This is a genomic window from Shimia thalassica (genome assembly GCF_001458215.1).
GTDB classification, from domain to species: Bacteria; Pseudomonadota; Alphaproteobacteria; order Rhodobacterales; family Rhodobacteraceae; genus Shimia; species Shimia thalassica.
Genome location: NZ_CYTW01000001.1, coordinates 1541978 through 1559253, shown reverse-complemented (window position 1 = coordinate 1559253; position 17276 = coordinate 1541978). Strand labels below are relative to the sequence as shown.

Sequence of the window (17276 nt, the reverse complement as noted above, 5' to 3'; positions counted from 1 at the left end):
GTAATCACCCCGTGCCCCTAGCGGCAACCCCCTGCATGGCTGTTTCCAGATCATGAACCAGTGTTTTGGCCATAGATCGGAAAGTCATGATCAAAAACGCGTTATCGCCTGTGCGTGTGATCGAGACTGTCATGTGCTGAAGCTGTGTGCGCACCGTATGGCCGCGCTTGAAAACGGATTGGCGCAGGTCAACCGGCACAAGCCGCGCCAAGACATTTTCGCAATCCGCACCTTCAAGCCGGACAAGCGCCCAGGCGTCCGATTGATCCGACACCGCGGCGTCCGCCGACAATGCCGCATCAGGGAACGGACCGATCAGCATGGCCTGCCCGCGCCCGAACCACACCGCCCGCGCCCCCTCTTTGCCAGTCGCCCTGTTTGGCGCGGGAAACGCCATGCCATGCGCCTGTTTCAAGGTGTCGGACACATCCGCATCCCGCCCTTTGTAAGGCGCCACCGAGGTCAGATGCGTCATGTCCATCTCGCTCAGGGTGACGGAACCATGCGTTACGGGAAGCAACCCGTCACAAGGAGATTTCGCCAAAAGTTCAGCCACGGACTCGCCCTCCTTCAGGGTCAAAGAAAACAGGGTCGCAGATTTCAACCCGCGCGACGACATCTCTCAGGTGGTCCACCATCAGCATTTGCTCGCCATGACGGGCCCGCCCGTTGCTGAGGAACCCCAAACCGATAAAAGTGCCAAATTCCGGAGAAAACCCGACCGAGGTCATATAGCCTTGCGCATTTTCGCGAACGGCGGAGTCTTCCGATTTGAACAGGAACGATCCTGCCGTCAGTTGCTTGACCGGCCCGATGGGTTTGACCCCGACAAGCTGCTCACGCTCGGGATCGGTCAGGCCGGGACGCTCGGACATGGTTTTGCCGATACAGTCTTTCTTTTGGCTGACCATTCTCTCCATGCCGATGTCAAACGCATTGGTGCGGCCATGAATTTCGGAATGGGTGATAAAGCCTTTTTCGATCCGCAGAACGTTCAAGGCTTCCATGCCATAAGCGCCGCCGCCCATTGCCTCGGCACGCGATGTCAGCGTCCGAAACAGACTATCGCCGTACCGTGCGGGAACCGCGACTTCATAGGCGTGCTCACCGCTGAACGAAATCCGGAACAAACGCCCCTCAACGCCCAGCGCAGACACCGTGCCACAGGCCATGAAAGGCCAGTTTTCATTGTCGATCTTTGTATCCAGAAGACCGTTCAACAAATCGCGGGATTTGGGACCGGCAACGGCAAACTGGGCCCATTGTTCGGTCACGGAAACAAGGTTCACATCCAGATCGGGGCGCAGACACTGTTTGACGTATTCGAGGTGGCGCATTACCGGCCCCGCCGCCGCGGTTGTCGTCGTCATGACATAATGGGACTCGCCAAGGCGCGCGGTTGTGCCATCATCCATCACCGTGCCGTCTTCGCGCAACATCAGCCCATAGCGGGTCCGTCCCACTTTCAGGGTCGAGAACATGTTGGTGTAAACGAAATCAAGGAAGGCCCCCGCATCCGGTCCCTGAATGTCGATCTTGCCCAGGGTTGAAACATCACAGACCCCAACGGCATTGCGCACATATCCCACCTCACGATCGCAGGACTCACGCCATGTCTTTTCACCCGTCGCGGGAAAATAGCTGGGACGATACCAAAGGCCTGCCTCGATCATGGGGGCGCCGCGCTCAACGCTTGCGGTATGACTTGTCGTAAAGCGTTCCGGCGCAAACCCTTTGCCCTGTGCCCCTGCTCCGAGGGACGCAATCGAGACCGGCACAAAGGGAGGTCGAAACGTCGTTGTGCCTGTTTCCGGAATGCCCCGCCCTGTGGCATCCGCAAGAACGGCCAAAGCCGCCACATTCGAGTTTTTCCCCTGATCGGGAGCCATCCCTTGTGTCGTGTAGCGCTTCATATGCTCGACAGACCGGAAGTTTTCCTGAGCCGCCATTTTCACGTCTTTGACTGTGACATCATTCTGGAAATCCAGCCACGCACGGCCTTTGCCTTTGACCGCCCAAAGTGGCTTTAGCCGATACGGGGCGTCTTCGGCATCTGGCACATCCTGTGCAATGGTCTTGAGGCCCAGATCGCCCAGCGCAGTCAGTGCGGCCGCGTTGCCCTGAAGAAGGGCGGCATGAGTTGAAAAGGCTCCGTTACAGGCACCAACGGCTTCAAGTCCGGCAACCATGCCCTCGGTCGGTACAAACGACTGAATAGAGCCATCCCATTTCGGTCGTCCATTCATATGGCAGGTAAGATGCACAGTCGGGTTCCATCCGCCGGACATGGCCAGACAATCCGTCTGTAGTTTATCGACACGCCCGTCCGCATATCGAAAGCTGACACTCTCAAGGGCACGGCGGCCTGCGCTATCACAAACCTCTGCCCCCTTATACACCGGATAGCCCTGACCATCTGGTGCGTCTGTCCGTGTATCGATAACCCCCGCAACATGAACGCCCGCCGCAACGAGGTCTTTTGCGGTGCGGTGGGCATCGTCATTGTTGGCAAACACGGTCACGGCTTTGCCCGGCGCCACACCATAGCGATGCAGATAGGTCCGCACGGCTGCGGCGGTCATGATACCGGGGCGGTCATTGTTGCGAAAGGCAACTGGACGTTCGATGGCACCCGCAGCAAGGATCGCGCGTTTCGCAACAATCCGCCAGAAGGTCTCAAGCGGTTTGCCTTGCGCTTGTGTCATATGGTGTGACACACGCTCAAGCGCCCCGTAGGTCCCCTGATCATAGGCACCCGTAACTGAGGTGCGCGACATCAGGCGTACATTGTCCATCGAAGACAGTTCCGCAATCGCCGCTGTCCCCCAGTCTTGGCCAGAGGTCTCTGCGATTTCGAGGCTTTCCCCATTAAGACGCCCGCCAAATACGCTGTCTTCTTCACAAAGGATAACATCTGCCCCCGCGCGCGCCGCAGTGAGTGCAGCCATCAGACCCGAGGGGCCCGAGCCGATCACCAGCAGGTCACAAAACGCAAATGCCTTTTCATAGCGGTCCGCGTTTGAAAGACCGCTCAGTGCACCAATACCGGCAGAACGCCGGATGACGGGTTCGTAGAGTTTTTCCCAGAAGGCCTTGGGCCACATGAAGGTTTTGTAATAGAACCCCGCCCCTAGGAACGGCGCGGCAAGATCATTCACGCTCAGGATATCAAACCCAAGCGAGGGCCACCGGTTCTGTGATTGCGCACTCAGACCTTCATAGATCTCCTGCACAGTGGCACGCACGTTCGGGTCTTGATGCGCACCTGAGCCGACGGTTACCAGTGCGCCGGCCTCTTCACTGCCAGCGCCCACGATACCGCGCGGGCGATGATACTTGAAGGATCGCGCAACCATCTTGACGTCATTGGCCAACAGCGCCGACGCCAGTGTATCGCCCTCAAACCCTTGATAGCTTGTCCCATCAAACAAAAACCGCAGCGGCTTGGAGCAGTCTACAAGTCCTTTTCCCGCGACCCTCATGATGTGGCCTCCTTTACGTCGGACGCCAAAGCGGTTTCCAGAACCTCGTGGGTGATGGTATTGCGTGTCACGACTATCCAAGAGGCACAGCCGCTTTCGTGATACCAAAGGTCTCGGGTCACACCCGCGGGATTATCCCGATTGTGCACGTAGTCGTCCCAAACGACATCCCCTGCATCAGGGTCCGGTCGGTTCAGGGCAACAGCGTCCCCCACATAATAGAACTCCCGGCGGTCTCTTTCCCCACAGAGGGGGCATGTAATGCGCATTGTGTATTCCCTCCTTAGTGCAGGTTATGTTGAGAGCCCGTGCCCTCTTCGTCGATGATACCGACCCCCGTGCGGAACCGGTCCAGCCTAAAGCCTTTGGCAACCTCGTGCGGGGTATCTGTGGCCATGAGATGCGCCATGCTCCATCCCGAGGCGGGCACAGCCTTGAACCCCCCATAGTTCCAGCCGCAATCGATATAGAGACCGTCGATCCCGTCCATCTTGTCAATGATCGGACTGCCGTCCGGAGTCATATCCATAATCCCCCCCCAACTGCGCAGGACCTTGGCCTTGCCGATCATGGGCATAAGGGTCATTCCGGCCTCCATGACGTGTTCCTTCATGGGCAGGTTTCCCCGGCTGGCATAAGACGCATAGAAATCAAGATCCCCGCCGAAGACCAGCCCGCCCTTGTCGGATTGGCTGATATAGAAGTGCCCCATGCCGAAACTGATTACGTGATCGATCACGGGCTTCAGACCCTCGGTCACAAACGCCTGCAACACATGGCTCTCGATGGGAAGCCGTCGACCGGCCATGGCCGCGACCTGTCCCGACCGGCCCGCAACAACGATCCCGACCTTTTTGGCCCGGATGGGTCCACGGGAAGTCTGAACCCCCTGAACAACACCACCTTCAATGTCGATGCCCGTCACTTCACAGTTCTGGATCAGATCAACGCCGCGATCCGATGCGCCCCGTGCGTAGCCCCAGGCAACCGCATCATGGCGCGCTGTTCCACCACGGGGATGATACAGCCCCCCGTAGATCGGGAACCGGCCATTGTCGAAATCAAGGTAAGGCAGTTTCTTGCGCACGCCTTCGCGGTCCAGAAGGATCGCATCATCACCCTGGTTGATCATGGCGTTGCCGCGACGCGCAAAGGCATCGCGCTGTCCGTCAGAGTGGAACAGGTTGATCAAGCCACGCTGTGAATGCATGACGTTATAGTTCAGATCTTCTTCAAGCCCTTCCCACAGCTTGAGAGAATGGGAATAGAACTCTGAATTGCCCGGCAGGAAATAGTTGGCACGCACGATGGTCGTGTTCCGCCCGACATTCCCCCCGCCAAGATATCCTTTCTCGACAACCGCAATGTTGGTCATCCCGTGGTTCTTGGCCAGATAATAGGCGGTCGACAGGCCATGCCCGCCACCACCAATGATGATCATGTCATATTCTGCTTTGGGCTGGGCATCGCGCCAATGCGCCTGCCACCCTTTGTTTCCCCTAAGTCCCTCCGTCAGGACCTTCAGACCGGAAAATCGCATGTTGGTCTCCACGAAATCTCGGATACGGGCGAAAGCGCCCCGTGTAACCTTATGGTCCCCACCTTGTCATGATGGACCAGTTTTCAACAGGGGTATGTCCGCGAGCGACAAAGTGTGTCGTTTTTCCTCTGCCGCTTTCTTCCCCCAATTTCGTGCCTGAATTCGACGCACCTGCACAGCCATGCACGCACCGCTGGCCATGCGCGCCCGCCGTTAGTATTCGGGTGTAAAGGATTTGCGCTGTTCTTTGGTCAATACACGCGGCTCGACAACCGGTGTGGCGTCATCGTCAAACAGCGGATTGTGTTTCTTGCCGGTAATCACTGCGCCCATATGACGGCTAAGAACTCCCCAGACCGCGCCGATATAGCGGCTGTCGGTCGGACCATCGGCGCCGGGCTTGGCGTCTTTGGTTTTTGCAATTGTTTTGATCGGTCCAAGGGTGGCTTCCAGATCGCCGTCCACCACTTTTGACGAAATACCGATAAACCGCAGCTTCGGAGACGCCAATGTGCTGAACACGGGCGTGTCGCAACAGGACGCATACCACCGCATGAGCCCCTCTGGAGACAACCGCAGACAGGCCAAATGCTCTTCGCCTTCGGTGGTTTCCAGCTTTGAAGGCGTTGTATGGAACAGATCCGTGCCACCATGCGCATCCAGAATTTCGCCTCCGCCAAAGGCGTGCGCCGCTGTCTGGCAATCTGTGCAATAGCATTTGAGACGCCGCCCGCTGGAGGCATCGCAATCACGCAGCACCGCTTTGAAGCGACCACAGGAACAGGACAGGGGAATTTCGGACATGAGACATTACCTACAAATGATACCAGTTGCGGCAAGCCTACCCCTTGCGCCGAAAAAGACACAACAAGGTTTTGTGATGTGCTGCCCGCTTCTGACGTATTGAAGCGGGCAGCACGATTTCAGATCAAAGTCCCTTGGCGCGATAGCTGGCGGCGACCTTGTCAATCGAAACCAGATAAGCCGCGGTGCGCAGGTCTTCGACATCCCCGCGCTCGTGCCAGACATCCCGCATTGATTGATAGGCAATGCGCATCGTGTCGTCCAATCCGGACCGCACAAGTTCAAGCTCATCAGCACCACGCAGGTACTTTTGCTTGAACCTGTCTGTCAGACTGTACTGGCTGCCCATCGCTTCCGAGATTTTCTCAAGCTCGTCGACGACAAGCTGGTGGCGGGCTTCTTCCTGACGCCGCTGCATCCGGCCAAACCGAATATGCGAAAGGTTCTTGACCCATTCGAAATAGGACACTGTCACACCACCGGCATTGGCATACATATCGGGGATAATGACGGTGCCCATTTCACGCAGAATGTCATCCGCCCCCGCAGTGATCGGACCGTTCGCGGCCTCGATGATCAACGGCGCCTTGATCCTGGCCGCATTGGTCAGGTTGATCACCGCTTCCAGCGCCGCCGGGATCAGGATGTCGCACTCTTCTTCGAGAACAAGAGATCCCTCAGCCACGAATTGCCCGTCCGGAAATCCGCTGACGCCGCCATGCTTTACGATCCACGCACGTACGGCTTCGACATCAAGCCCCGTGTCGCTGATCAACGCACCGTCACGCTCAATGATGCCGGTGATGATCGAGCCGTCTTCTTCGCTCAGGAACTTGGCAGCGTGATAACCCACGTTCCCAAGGCCCTGCACGATCACGCGTTTGCCATCCAGTGAACCGGACAGGCCGGCCTTTTCCATGTCACGCTTGTCACGGAAGAACTCGCGCAGCGCATATTGCACACCGCGCCCCGTTGCCTCGACACGACCGGAAATCCCGCCCGCATTAAGCGGCTTCCCCGTTACACAGGCTATGGCATTGATATCCGTGGTGTTCATCCGAGCGTACTGGTCGGCAATCCACGCCATTTCACGCTCTCCGGTGCCCATGTCCGGCGCAGGAACGTTTTGCGACGGGTGGATCAGGTCACGCTTTGCCAACTCATAGGCAAACCGGCGGGTGATCCGCTCAAGCTCGTGATCTTCATACTGTCGCGGATCAATGCGCAAACCACCCTTCGAGCCCCCAAACGGCGCCTCGACCAGAGCACATTTATACGTCATCAGCGCCGCGAGAGCTTCGACCTCGTCCTGATTAACGCCCATGGCAAAGCGAATACCGCCCTTCACCGGTTCTTTGTGTTCGGAATGCACAGACCGATAACCCGTAAAGGTCTGGATTTGCCCCCGCAAGCGCACACCAAACCGGACTGTATACGTCGCATTGCACACGCGGATCTTTTCTTCGAGCCCCGGTGGCAGATCCATCAGCGCAACCGCACGGTTGAACATAAGGTCAACGCTTTCTCGAAAACTGGGCTCTTTTGGGATGCTCATCCTGTTCCTCCTGACAAGCAATAATTGCGACTCAACGCCGCAGAAAACAACACTTGCACCCTAAGCAGGAATAAACCGCGCTGGCGAGGGGTAAAGTTTTTAAACCGCCTAATATTTACTCAATATTCATTTCTGGAAACAGTACACCCACAAGACCCTTACTGTTCATAAGTTCCAGATAAATAGACGGTTTTTAGCGCTTTCATCCGCATTTCAGCACCCTTTTCGTCAAAGTTCCGCCCCAATTGAGAGTCATAAAGACCGTGGTGCAATCCGTATGGGGGCTTCCTTTGGTAGCTACGTTTTGCGCTGAAGCGAGGGTAAAAGAAATGTTGGTGTCTAAGAACAACCAATCCGAAAACATGCGTACGGGCCATCAATCCACACAGATGTGGCTGAAACGATTTGCGCGCGAAGAAGACGGCGCTGTCGTTGGCTTTGCCATTTTTGTCTTCATGATCATTCTGATGGTCGGAGGCCTTGGCGTAGATTTTATGCGCTCTGAATTGAAGCGCACGCAGATGCAGCACACCTTGGATCGTGCGGTCCTAGCTGCGGCTGATCTGGATCAGGAACTTGATCCGGAATCCGTGGTGAACGACTATTTCGACAAGGCTGGCATGACCAACTATCTGTCGACAGTGACTGTTGATGAAGGCATCAACTATCGCACCGTATCCGCCTCTGCGAGCATGCAACTCGACACGATGTTCATGAACATGGTCGGCATCGACACTTTGAGCGTGCCCGCAAAAGGCACCGCGGAAGAGCGTATCGATGGTCTCGAGATTTCGATAGTGCTTGACGTTTCCGGCTCGATGAACAGCAACAGCCGCCTGACAAACCTCAAAGTTGCGGCCAAACAATTCGTCAACACGATGTTCGAGAACACCGAAGACGACAAACTGTCGATCTCAATTGTTCCCTACGCAACCCAGGTGTCCCTACCTGAAGAAATGTTTGACCAGCTAAACGCCACCATTGGCGACAGCACATCGGTGGCCAGCCTCAACCAACAATTTGTTGTGGATGATGACGACGAAATTACAGAAGCTCAGATCATGAGCGAACTGGGTGTCGCCACCGCTGCCGAAACGCGCCACTCGTATTCGCGCTGCATCAATTTCACGTCGGACGATTACGACACCACAACAGTCAACATGGGCAAAGCGTACCAGCAGACAATGCATTTCGACCCATGGTATGACTGGGACGGTCGCGATAACAACACCGCCCAGCTGGTCGGCGACACAAGCAGCACGCTGCCTGTATGCGATCAGGATCCTTACCGCGAAATCATGCCGCTGTCACAGAATTCGACGACACTGAACACCTATATTGATGCGATGTCTGCAGGCGGAAACACCTCGATTGACGTTGGGATGAAATGGGGCACGGCGATGCTTGACCCCAGCCTGCAACCCATGGTCGACGGCCTAATCACCGCCGGAACCGTTGACGCGGTGTTCGACGAGCGGCCCCACGCCTATGACGACAATGAATCCCTCAAGGTCGTGGTGTTGATGACAGATGGTCAGAACACCTCGCAGTATTACCTCAACGACGGGTATCGCTACGAGCGTTCAAACATCTGGTTCAACGACTACACCAACGACTATTCCGTCTACATCGGCGAAGATGACGACGATTACGACAACGACGGCGTGACCGAAGAGCCCATGTTCTATTGGCCCAGCGACGATGTCTGGCGCGACCACGCCTATGGTCAGGGCTATGAAGAAGAAGTGCAGGAAGTCGTCGGCGTTGAATATGAATGCCGCTCGTATCGCCGGAACGGATCCTGCCGCCGCTACAGATCAGTCTATGTCTATGAAACCACGACACAATGGGTGGATGAGCCTGGTGAAGCGATTGAAATCGATTATCAGGACTTGTGGGCCTACTCCACAATGGAATGGATTGTCGAAGACCTCTACGAGCCATGGATGTCGGATAGCGAAGCCTGGGACGACTGGTACTATGACGTTCGGAACTCTGTCGGATCGTCGACCAAGAACTCTCGGACGGCTGACATATGCGATGCTGCGAAAGACGAGGGTGTGATCGTCTTTACCATCGGGTTCGAGGCGCCAACCGACGGACAGGCGGTCCTAAAGGACTGTGCCAGCTCGGACAGCCACTATTTTGATGTGGACGGACTTGAAATCAGTGATGCCTTTGCCGCGATTGCGTCATCCATCCGCCAACTGAGGCTGACACAATGATGCATCTTGCCAAAACCCGCTTCACCCGTTTTGTGCGAAAAGAAGACGGCCATGCCTCGCTGGAATTTGCGATCATGTTCCCGATTTTCTTTGTCGTGATGCTCTCGGCTATTGAGCTTGGCATGATGACTCTCCGCTCGGCCTATCTCGAACGGGCGCTTGATATCGCAGTCCGCGAAGTGCGCCTGTCCACAGGCAACCCGCCGGATCACGCCGAACTGATCCAGATGATCTGTGACGAAAGCTCCATGATACCGGATTGCGAGACCAATCTGAAACTCGAGATGATTCAGGTAAACCCGCGTGCATGGAGCACTATCTCGGACACGGTCACCTGCACCAACCGTGCAGAAGAAGTGGACCCGGTCACCACCTTTGTCGCCGGTTCTGAAAACGAGCTGATGATCTTGCGGGCCTGCGCCAAAATTGAAGTGCTCTATCCCAACATCGGATTTGGCAATCTCGTGCAAAAAGACGACGCAGGTGACGCAGCCCTTGTGGCGATGTCCGCCTTTGTTCAGGAGCCTCAGTAATGTTTAAAAAGTTCCAAACCTTCCTGAAAAACTTTGCCGAAGATTCCAAAGGCACCGTCGCGGTAGAGGCGGCAATCATTCTGCCTCTCCTGATGTGGTCCTATATGGCCATGTATATTTTCTTTGATGCCTACCAGACCCGCTCATCAACCGAGAAAGCCGCCTTCACAATCAGTGATATCCTCTCTCGCGAAACAGCTGCGATCGACACCACCTATCTGGCCAATATGCGCAGCCTGTTTGACATGCTCTCCGAGTCGGACTCGGCAACGGGCCTGCGTGTTTCGGTTATCTCGTGGAGTGTTGTGTCGGATGACTACGAGCTGGAATGGTCCCACACCCAAGGAACCTTTGCCTCCCTCAGTGCGGATGCTCTGAACTCCCTGTCAGAACGCCTGCCCACAATGGCGGATGGCGAGACTTTGATCTTGGTCGAAACCTATTCCACTTACGAGCCAGCCCTGAATGTCGGACTTGGCGATCAGCAGGTGTCGACCTTCATCTTCACCCGCCCCCGCTTTGCGCCTCAACTGGTCTGGTCGTCCTGACCAGACTGGCGTTCTGCCAAAAGCATCTCGAGAATTTGCGCCATCGCCTTGGTCTGTGATCCGGGCGTAACGCCTCCGATGCCGACACGCGATCCAATCGCCCACCACAGGCCCGGCTGCCACGCGCGCGGCCGTTTCTCACTCAGACGGATCACAAAACCATTCGACGGCTTCATGGCAAATGTTCCGCGATCAATACTGGCAATCTGGTCCAAAGACGCAATGACAGCACCCGTGCTATCGCGCAAACCGTCATGCCTTAATTCCACAACACGCTCTGTTGCACGACGCGTGGCATCCGCCAGCCAAAGAGAGCCGACGCCCATCACCAGCAAGAAGGCCTGCCACGAAAAAGACTGCGGTGGCACGGCCAGTGCAATGTACAACAAAAGCACCCCAAGCGTGCCCATCATCCCAACACCAAGCCACCGGCGCGGTGCCGATGCAGAAACCGTTGCCAAAATTTCATCGTTCATAAGCCGTCCCCTTTTGCCGCAGCCCTACCTTATCGTCTGGGCGCAAGTCCATGCTTCTTCTGGCTGAAAATATCCCGGGGTGAATGGGCGCCACCGGCGCCCAGAGGGGCTGCGCCCCTTCCCCTGTACGGCTCAATACGGCATGGGATGGGCCTGATGCGCCGCATCCAGCTTCGCCATTACCGCGTCGCTCAACGTCACGTCCTGCGTCTTCAGGATATGGGCCAGTTGTTCAAGTGTCGTCGCGCCAAAGATCGACGCGGCCATAAAGGGACGCTGCAATGTAAACGCCAAAGCCATATGCACCGGATCAAGATCATGGCGCTGCGCAATGTCCAGGTAGGCGTTAACAGCGTCAAACACACGTTCGGTTTTGCGCCCTCCCATATTGCCCACAATCGACATGCGCGACCCTTCGGGCACAGATCCTTTCTGGTATTTCCCGCTGAGGAAACCGGCCCCCAAAGGCGAAAAGGCCAGAAGACCCACATCTTCATTCACGCTCAACTCGGCAAGATCGGTGTCATAGAGGCGGCACAAAAGCGAATATTCGTTCTGGATCGACGCGACGCGTGGCCATCCCTTTTCTTCGGCAATGCGCAGCCACTGGGACGTGCCCCATGCGCTTTCATTGCTCAAACCAAAGGCGCGGATCGTGCCCTTGTCCACCTGAGCTTGCAAAGCCTCCAGGGTGCTTTCCATATGGTCCATCGTTTCGGCATAGTTTTGCTTGGAAGGATCATACCGCCAGTTCTGGCGGAACATGTAAGAGCCGCGGTTGGGCCAGTGGAACTGGTAAAGGTCAATGTGATCGGTCTGCAGGCGACGCAGCGAGCCTTCGATTGCCTCGGGAACGGTTTCGGCTGTGATCGGCGCTCCGCCCCGGGCGTGCTGAAACCCCACACCAGAGTGTTTGGTGGCCATAACAACTTCGTTGCGGCGACCAGACTTGGCGAACCAGTTGCCAATGATTGTTTCGGTCAGGCCAACGGTTTCTGCGCTGATCGGATTGACGGGATACATTTCGGCCGCATCGACAAAGTTGATCCCCCCATCCAGCGCCATTTCTATCTGGGCATGTGACGTAGGCTCATCGGTCTGCGTGCCAAAGGTCATTGTCCCAAGGCACAGTTCCGAGACCTGGATTCCTGTCCGGCCAAGCGGGTTCATCTTCATGTCAGCGTTGTCCTGTTTTGCAAAATGGAGAAAGGTCCGCCGCGCAGCTGCTTACGGCCCCTCCCCCATGTATTTGTTAAGAAAGAATGTTCAACCGGCCGCCCGTGCATGGAAGATAAAGCCAAGCATGTTGAGCAAAATTTGTGCGGCCAGAATGGACGTGCCGCCGGTCGGGTCGTAATCCGGCGCAACCTCGACCAGATCAATGCCAACAACCTCGTGCCGCTTTGACAGGGACTGAAGCATCTCCAGCACATCGTAATACAAGAAACCGCCGTGGCTGGGGGTGCCCGTGCCCGGGGCAATCGAGGGGCAGAACCCGTCAATGTCGATCGTGGCATAGACGCGGGCGCCTTCCGGAATGCGCTCGATCACGCCTTGCGGCCCAAGTGCACGCGCCTGACGCACGGACAGGATATCCGATCCCATTTCGCGGGCCGCTTCGTATCCTTCTTTGGCGGTGGAACTGACATTTCGAATGCCGACCTGCGTCAGCCCGGTCACATAAGGCTTCTCGGCGGCGCGGCGCATCGGATTGCCGTGCCCGAACCGGACACCGTGGCGTTCATCCACAAAATCGAGATGGGCATCAATCTGAAGGATGTGGATATCCCCCTGATCTTCAAAGGCATTGATGCATGGGATATTGATCGAGTGATCTCCGCCGATCACCACGGGCAATGCGCCCGCCTTGAGGATCGCGCGCACGCCCGCCTCGATATTGGCGTGGCTTTTCATCGTATCGGTATGAACGATGTCTGCGTCACCGATATCGACAATCCGCACATCGGCCGGCAAATAGGTGGCGTCGTCCTCGTGGTCATAGGCCCCTGCGTGGCCGAAGCTGAACAATGTCGACGCTTCGCGCACGCCGCGTGGCCCAAAACGGGCGCCACTGCGCCACTGTGTGCCAAAATCATACGGCGCCCCCAGCACGGCAACGTCTGCTTCTATCTGATCCCAATCGCTGACGTATTCGCGTTTGCCAAAGGTCGAGATGCCGACAAAAGGCAGGTCCAGACGGCCGCCTTCATATCCATGGTCTGCCATTTACGATCTCCCTTTAATCTGTTTTGCGCCACCCTGCGCAGAAATGGTCTTCACGGCAAGAGGAGAAAGTCCCTCTTTGAGATTGAGAACATAACAAGAACATATATATTGTCGCCATGACGACTCATCTGCTTGGCCGCAAGACACACCGCGACGGACCGGACCTGTGTTTGGGGCCGGACATTGATCTGCCTTTGGCACGCCTGCACGAAGCCTGCGGCGCGGCGCGACGTATCTTTGCCTTGTGGCTGGCCTACAGGTTGGAGGGGCCTGTTTTCTGGATCAGCCCGAGATGGCTGCCGGAACAGTTACACCCCGAAGGCGTGGTGCCCTTTATCGAGCCAGAGCGCTTGATCCTCGTAAAAGCCGACAAACCCGAAGACCTTCTGGCCTGTATGGAAGAAAGCCTGCGCGCGGGCCATGTCCCTTTGGTCGTGGCAGACATCCCCGCCCCGCCGAGCCTGACAGCGGTGCGCCGCCTTCACCTCGCGGCCGAAACCGGCGCCGAAGCCACACGCGCCGCCCCCCTGGGGGTGATCCTGACACCCGGTGAAGGGGGCGCAATGGGGGTCGAGGCGCGCTGGCGGATGGAGCCCCGGTTTGATCCGGACACGCCCAGCTGGGAACTGACGCGGTTGCGCGCACGCACGGCCCCCGTCAAACGCTGGAAAGTCAGCGGGCTGGTACAGGCACCCCGGTTTGATCCCATGCCCGCCCCCGGGTAACCGCCGCGCGTACAGAAAAACCACAAAACCAACAAAAACGACTCCCGCAGGTCGAATAAGCACAAGCGCGGGACACAACGCCGGTAATGTATGAACATTATGCGCGTGATTATTTCATTTTCTGCCCTGTTCCTGTCAGTGGTTCTTCTTCAACTCAGTTCCGGCGGCGTCGGCCCGCTTGACGCGCTGTCCGGCCTCGCTCTGGATTTCAGCACCGCGCAGGTAGGTCTATTGGGCTCTGCGCACTTTCTTGGCTTCTTTATCGGATGCTGGTGGGCTCCGCGCCTTATGGGCAGCGTTGGCCATTCCCGTGCCTTTGCGGCCTTTACCGCAACCGGTGCAATCGGGCTTTTGCTGCATATGATCATCATCGATCCAATGGCATGGGCCATGATGCGGATCGCAACAGGTCTGTGTATTGCGGGCTGTTACACCGTGGTCGAGGCGTGGCTTCAGTCCAAGGTCACCAATGAAACCCGCGGGCGCACAATGGGCATCTATCGTGTTGTCGACATGGGCGCGTCTTTGGCGGCGCAGATGGTCATCAGCGTTCTCGAACCCGCCTCCTATGTGTCCTACAACATTCTTGCGATTGTCTGTTGTGCGGCGCTGTTGCCGCTGACCCTGACGAAATCGGCACAACCCGAAACCCCGTCTGCCCCGCGCCTGCGTCCGATGCTGGCGGTTACACGATCCCCGCTGGCCGCCGCCGGTGTTGTGGTTGCGGCGCTCAGCTCGGCCAGTTTCCGGATGGTCGGCCCCATCTATGGCACCGAGGTCGGCCTCAGCACGGACCAGATCGCATGGTTCTTGGCCTCGTTTGTTCTCGGGGGGGCATTGGCGCAATATCCGGTGGGCTGGCTGGCGGATAAATACGACAGGCGCTGGGTTTTGATCTGGCTGTCGATTGCCGCGATCCTGAGCTGTTTTGCGACAATTGCCATCGGCGCCAGCTCAACAAGCGTCATTATGCTCAATGCGGGCTTGTTTGGATTGACCGCATTCCCGATCTTCTCGGTGGCCTCGGCCCACGCCAACGACTTTGCGACCTCGGAGGAACGGGTCGAGCTGTCTGCCGCCTTGATGTTCTTCTTTGCCCTTGGCGCAATTGCAGCCCCTTATCTGTCGTCCCGCCTGATCGACCATTTTGGCCCGGGCGCCATGTTCATGCTGATTGCGGCGGGCCATGGCCTTCTTATCATCTTCGGCCTGAGCCGGATGAAGGTCCGCTCGTCGGGTGGGAACCGCACACGGTATGTCTATGCCCCGCGCACATCCTTTGTCATTGGCCGCCTTATGGGGCGTCAACGCGAACGCAAGCCGGACGACGACAACGATCCCGAGACGCAGTAGCCCCTTTCCCTAGCCACACCAATGGGCTAGACGAAGCGCAACAGCAGACCAGAGGAAATCCAAATGGCGCGTCACCTGATCACTTCGGCCATTCCGTACATCAACGGTATCAAACACTTGGGCAACCTTGTCGGCTCGCAATTGCCTGCCGACCTGTTCGCGCGGTACCAGCGTGGCAGAGGCAACGAAGTTCTGTTCCTGTGTTCCACAGATGAACACGGCACCCCCGCGGAACTGGCTGCCGCCAAAGCAGGCCAGCCTGTCGCCGAATACTGTGCCGAGATGCACGACGTTCAGGCAAAGATCGCCGAAGGCTTCCGCCTGTCGTTTGACCATTTCGGCCGCTCGTCGAGCGAACAGAACAAAAAGCTGACCCAACACTTTGCCGGACAGCTGGACGAGGCCGGTCTGATCCGTGAAGTCAGCGAAAAGCAGATGTATTCCAACACCGATGGCCGGTTCCTGCCTGATCGCTATATCGAAGGCACCTGCCCCAACTGCGGCTTCGAAAGCGCTCGTGGCGACCAGTGTGACAACTGCACCAAGCAGCTCGACCCGACCGACCTGATCAACCCCTATTCGACCATTTCCGGATCAACCGATCTGGAAGAGCGTGAAACCAAACACCTGTTCCTGTGCCAGTCACAAATGCGCGACAAGCTGCAAGCATGGATCGACAGCAAAACCGACTGGCCCGTGCTGACCACATCTATCGCCAACAAATGGCTGAACGACGGGGATGGTCTTCAGGATCGCGGCATCACCCGCGATCTCGACTGGGGTGTTCCGGTCATGAAGGGTGACGATGTCTGGCCCGGCATGGAAGGCAAGGTTTTCTATGTCTGGTTTGATGCCCCGATTGAATACATCGCCTGTTCGCAGGAATGGGTGGATGCCGGCAAAGGCGATAACTGGGAACGCTGGTGGCGCACGGATAAGGGCGCTGACGATGTTCGCTATACCCAGTTCATGGGCAAGGATAACGTGCCTTTCCACACCCTGTCTTTCCCAGCGACCATTCTGGGATCGGGCGAGCCATGGAAGCTGGTCGACCACCTGAAATCGTTCAACTATCTGAACTATGACGGCGGACAGTTCTCGACCTCGCGCGGACGCGGCGTGTTCATGGATCAGGCGCTGGAAATCCTGCCCGCCGATTACTGGCGCTGGTGGTTGCTGAGCCACGCACCAGAAAGCAGCGACTCTGAGTTCACATGGGAAAACTTCCAGCAATCGGTCAACAAGGACCTTGCCGACGTTCTGGGCAACTTTGTCAGCCGCGTCACCAAGTTCTGCCGCTCGAAATTTGGCGAAGAAGTCCCTGCTGGCGGCACTTTTGGCGAACAGGAACAGGCGCTTATCGAAGAGTTGACCACGCGCATCCGCGCCTATGAAGGCCACATGGAGGCGATGGAGGTCCGTAAATCTTCGCAAGAGCTGCGGGCGATCTGGGTTGCAGGCAATGAATATCTGCAAAACGCCGCCCCTTGGTCGACCTTCAAAACCGACCCTGAACAGGCCGCGGCGCAAATTCGTCTGGCGCTGAACCTGATCCGCCTTTATGCGGTTCTGTCTGCGCCGTTCATTCCGGATGCCAAAGACGCGTTGATGGCTGCGATGCAGACCAGCGATGACAGCTGGCCCGACGATGTGCCTGCGGCATTGGAGGCCCTGCAAGCGGGTCATGCCTTTACCGTGCCGGACGTGACCTTCCGCAAGATCACCGATGACGAACGCGAAGAATGGCAAGGCCGCTTTGCAGGTAAACGCGACTAACTCTGTCGCGGCGCAGACAAGTGGTACAAAAGA

General features: G+C 57.1%; 15 protein-coding genes. 6 read left to right on the top strand and 9 right to left on the bottom strand.

The genetic code is table 11. The features are described 5' to 3' along the window. Positions 1 to 4 precede the first annotated feature (4 nt). The 6 genes from PH7735_RS06950 to PH7735_RS06925 all read right to left on the bottom strand — a co-directional run bounded on the left by PH7735_RS06950 (position 5) and on the right by PH7735_RS06925 (position 7381). Entirely contained in the window at positions 5 to 556 is a 552-nt protein-coding gene (locus PH7735_RS06950; RefSeq protein WP_058311183.1) for a sarcosine oxidase subunit gamma, read from the bottom strand. Then, positions 549 to 3482 (bottom strand): sarcosine oxidase subunit alpha family protein, encoded by a 2934-nt coding sequence (locus tag PH7735_RS06945; RefSeq protein WP_058310542.1) that lies wholly within the window; start codon positions 3480 to 3482, stop codon positions 549 to 551. The genes PH7735_RS06950 and PH7735_RS06945 overlap by 8 nt, the downstream gene beginning before the upstream one ends. Continuing rightward, positions 3479 to 3751: a sarcosine oxidase subunit delta gene (locus PH7735_RS06940; RefSeq protein WP_058310541.1), complete on the bottom strand. Its 273-nt coding sequence runs from the start codon at positions 3749 to 3751 to the stop codon at positions 3479 to 3481. The genes PH7735_RS06945 and PH7735_RS06940 overlap by 4 nt, the downstream gene beginning before the upstream one ends. Positions 3752 to 3765: 14 nt before the next feature. After that, positions 3766 to 5022: a sarcosine oxidase subunit beta family protein gene (locus PH7735_RS06935; RefSeq protein WP_058310540.1), complete on the bottom strand. Its 1257-nt coding sequence runs from the start codon at positions 5020 to 5022 to the stop codon at positions 3766 to 3768. A gap of 213 nt (positions 5023 to 5235) precedes the next feature. Further along, a complete protein-coding gene (locus PH7735_RS06930) occupies positions 5236 to 5826 on the bottom strand; it encodes a DUF6151 family protein (RefSeq protein ID WP_058310539.1) in 591 nt (196 codons plus the stop codon). 124 nt (positions 5827 to 5950) lie between these two features. Then, positions 5951 to 7381, bottom strand: coding sequence for a Glu/Leu/Phe/Val family dehydrogenase (locus tag PH7735_RS06925; RefSeq protein WP_058310538.1), 1431 nt, complete (start codon positions 7379 to 7381; stop codon positions 5951 to 5953). A 335-nt stretch (positions 7382 to 7716) separates the two neighbouring features. On the opposite strand from PH7735_RS06925, the gene PH7735_RS06920 reads away from it, so the two are divergent. From PH7735_RS06920 to PH7735_RS06910, 3 genes are read left to right on the top strand one after another with little or no spacing between them, the layout of a single operon-like run. Beyond that, positions 7717 to 9606, top strand: coding sequence for a TadE/TadG family type IV pilus assembly protein (locus PH7735_RS06920; RefSeq protein ID WP_233488276.1), 1890 nt, complete (start codon positions 7717 to 7719; stop codon positions 9604 to 9606). Next, the gene (locus PH7735_RS06915; RefSeq protein ID WP_058310536.1) at positions 9603 to 10139 is read left to right on the top strand and encodes a TadE/TadG family type IV pilus assembly protein; all 537 of its coding nucleotides are present in this window, start codon (positions 9603 to 9605) and stop codon (positions 10137 to 10139) included. The genes PH7735_RS06920 and PH7735_RS06915 overlap by 4 nt, the downstream gene beginning before the upstream one ends. Further along, complete coding sequence (locus PH7735_RS06910; RefSeq protein WP_058310535.1) at positions 10139 to 10687, top strand: TadE/TadG family type IV pilus assembly protein; 549 nt, start codon at positions 10139 to 10141, stop codon at positions 10685 to 10687. Before PH7735_RS06915 ends, PH7735_RS06910 begins: the two co-directional genes overlap by 1 nt. On the opposite strand, the gene PH7735_RS06905 is transcribed toward PH7735_RS06910, so the two are convergent. The 3 genes from PH7735_RS06905 to speB form a co-directional block, all read right to left on the bottom strand. After that, a complete protein-coding gene (locus PH7735_RS06905; RefSeq protein ID WP_058310534.1) occupies positions 10666 to 11163 on the bottom strand; it encodes a hypothetical protein in 498 nt (165 codons plus the stop codon). The genes PH7735_RS06910 and PH7735_RS06905 overlap by 22 nt on opposite strands. A 132-nt stretch (positions 11164 to 11295) precedes the next feature. Then, complete coding sequence (locus tag PH7735_RS06900) at positions 11296 to 12339, bottom strand: aldo/keto reductase (RefSeq protein WP_058310533.1); 1044 nt, start codon at positions 12337 to 12339, stop codon at positions 11296 to 11298. Positions 12340 to 12429: 90 nt separating this feature from the next. Beyond that, a complete protein-coding gene (speB, locus tag PH7735_RS06895) occupies positions 12430 to 13389 on the bottom strand; it encodes an agmatinase (RefSeq protein WP_058310532.1) in 960 nt (319 codons plus the stop codon). Positions 13390 to 13505: 116 nt separating this feature from the next. On the opposite strand from speB, the gene PH7735_RS06890 reads away from it, so the two are divergent. The 3 genes from PH7735_RS06890 to metG all read left to right on the top strand — a co-directional run bounded on the left by PH7735_RS06890 (position 13506) and on the right by metG (position 17243). Further along, positions 13506 to 14114, top strand: a complete 609-nt coding sequence (locus PH7735_RS06890; protein WP_058310531.1) for an ImuA family protein — start codon at positions 13506 to 13508, stop codon at positions 14112 to 14114. A 99-nt stretch (positions 14115 to 14213) separates the two neighbouring features. Continuing rightward, positions 14214 to 15467, top strand: coding sequence for an MFS transporter (locus PH7735_RS06885; RefSeq protein ID WP_058311182.1), 1254 nt, complete (start codon positions 14214 to 14216; stop codon positions 15465 to 15467). Between the two features lie 63 nt (positions 15468 to 15530). Beyond that, positions 15531 to 17243, top strand: a complete 1713-nt coding sequence (metG, locus tag PH7735_RS06880; RefSeq protein ID WP_058310530.1) for a methionine--tRNA ligase — start codon at positions 15531 to 15533, stop codon at positions 17241 to 17243. Positions 17244 to 17276 lie beyond the last annotated feature (33 nt).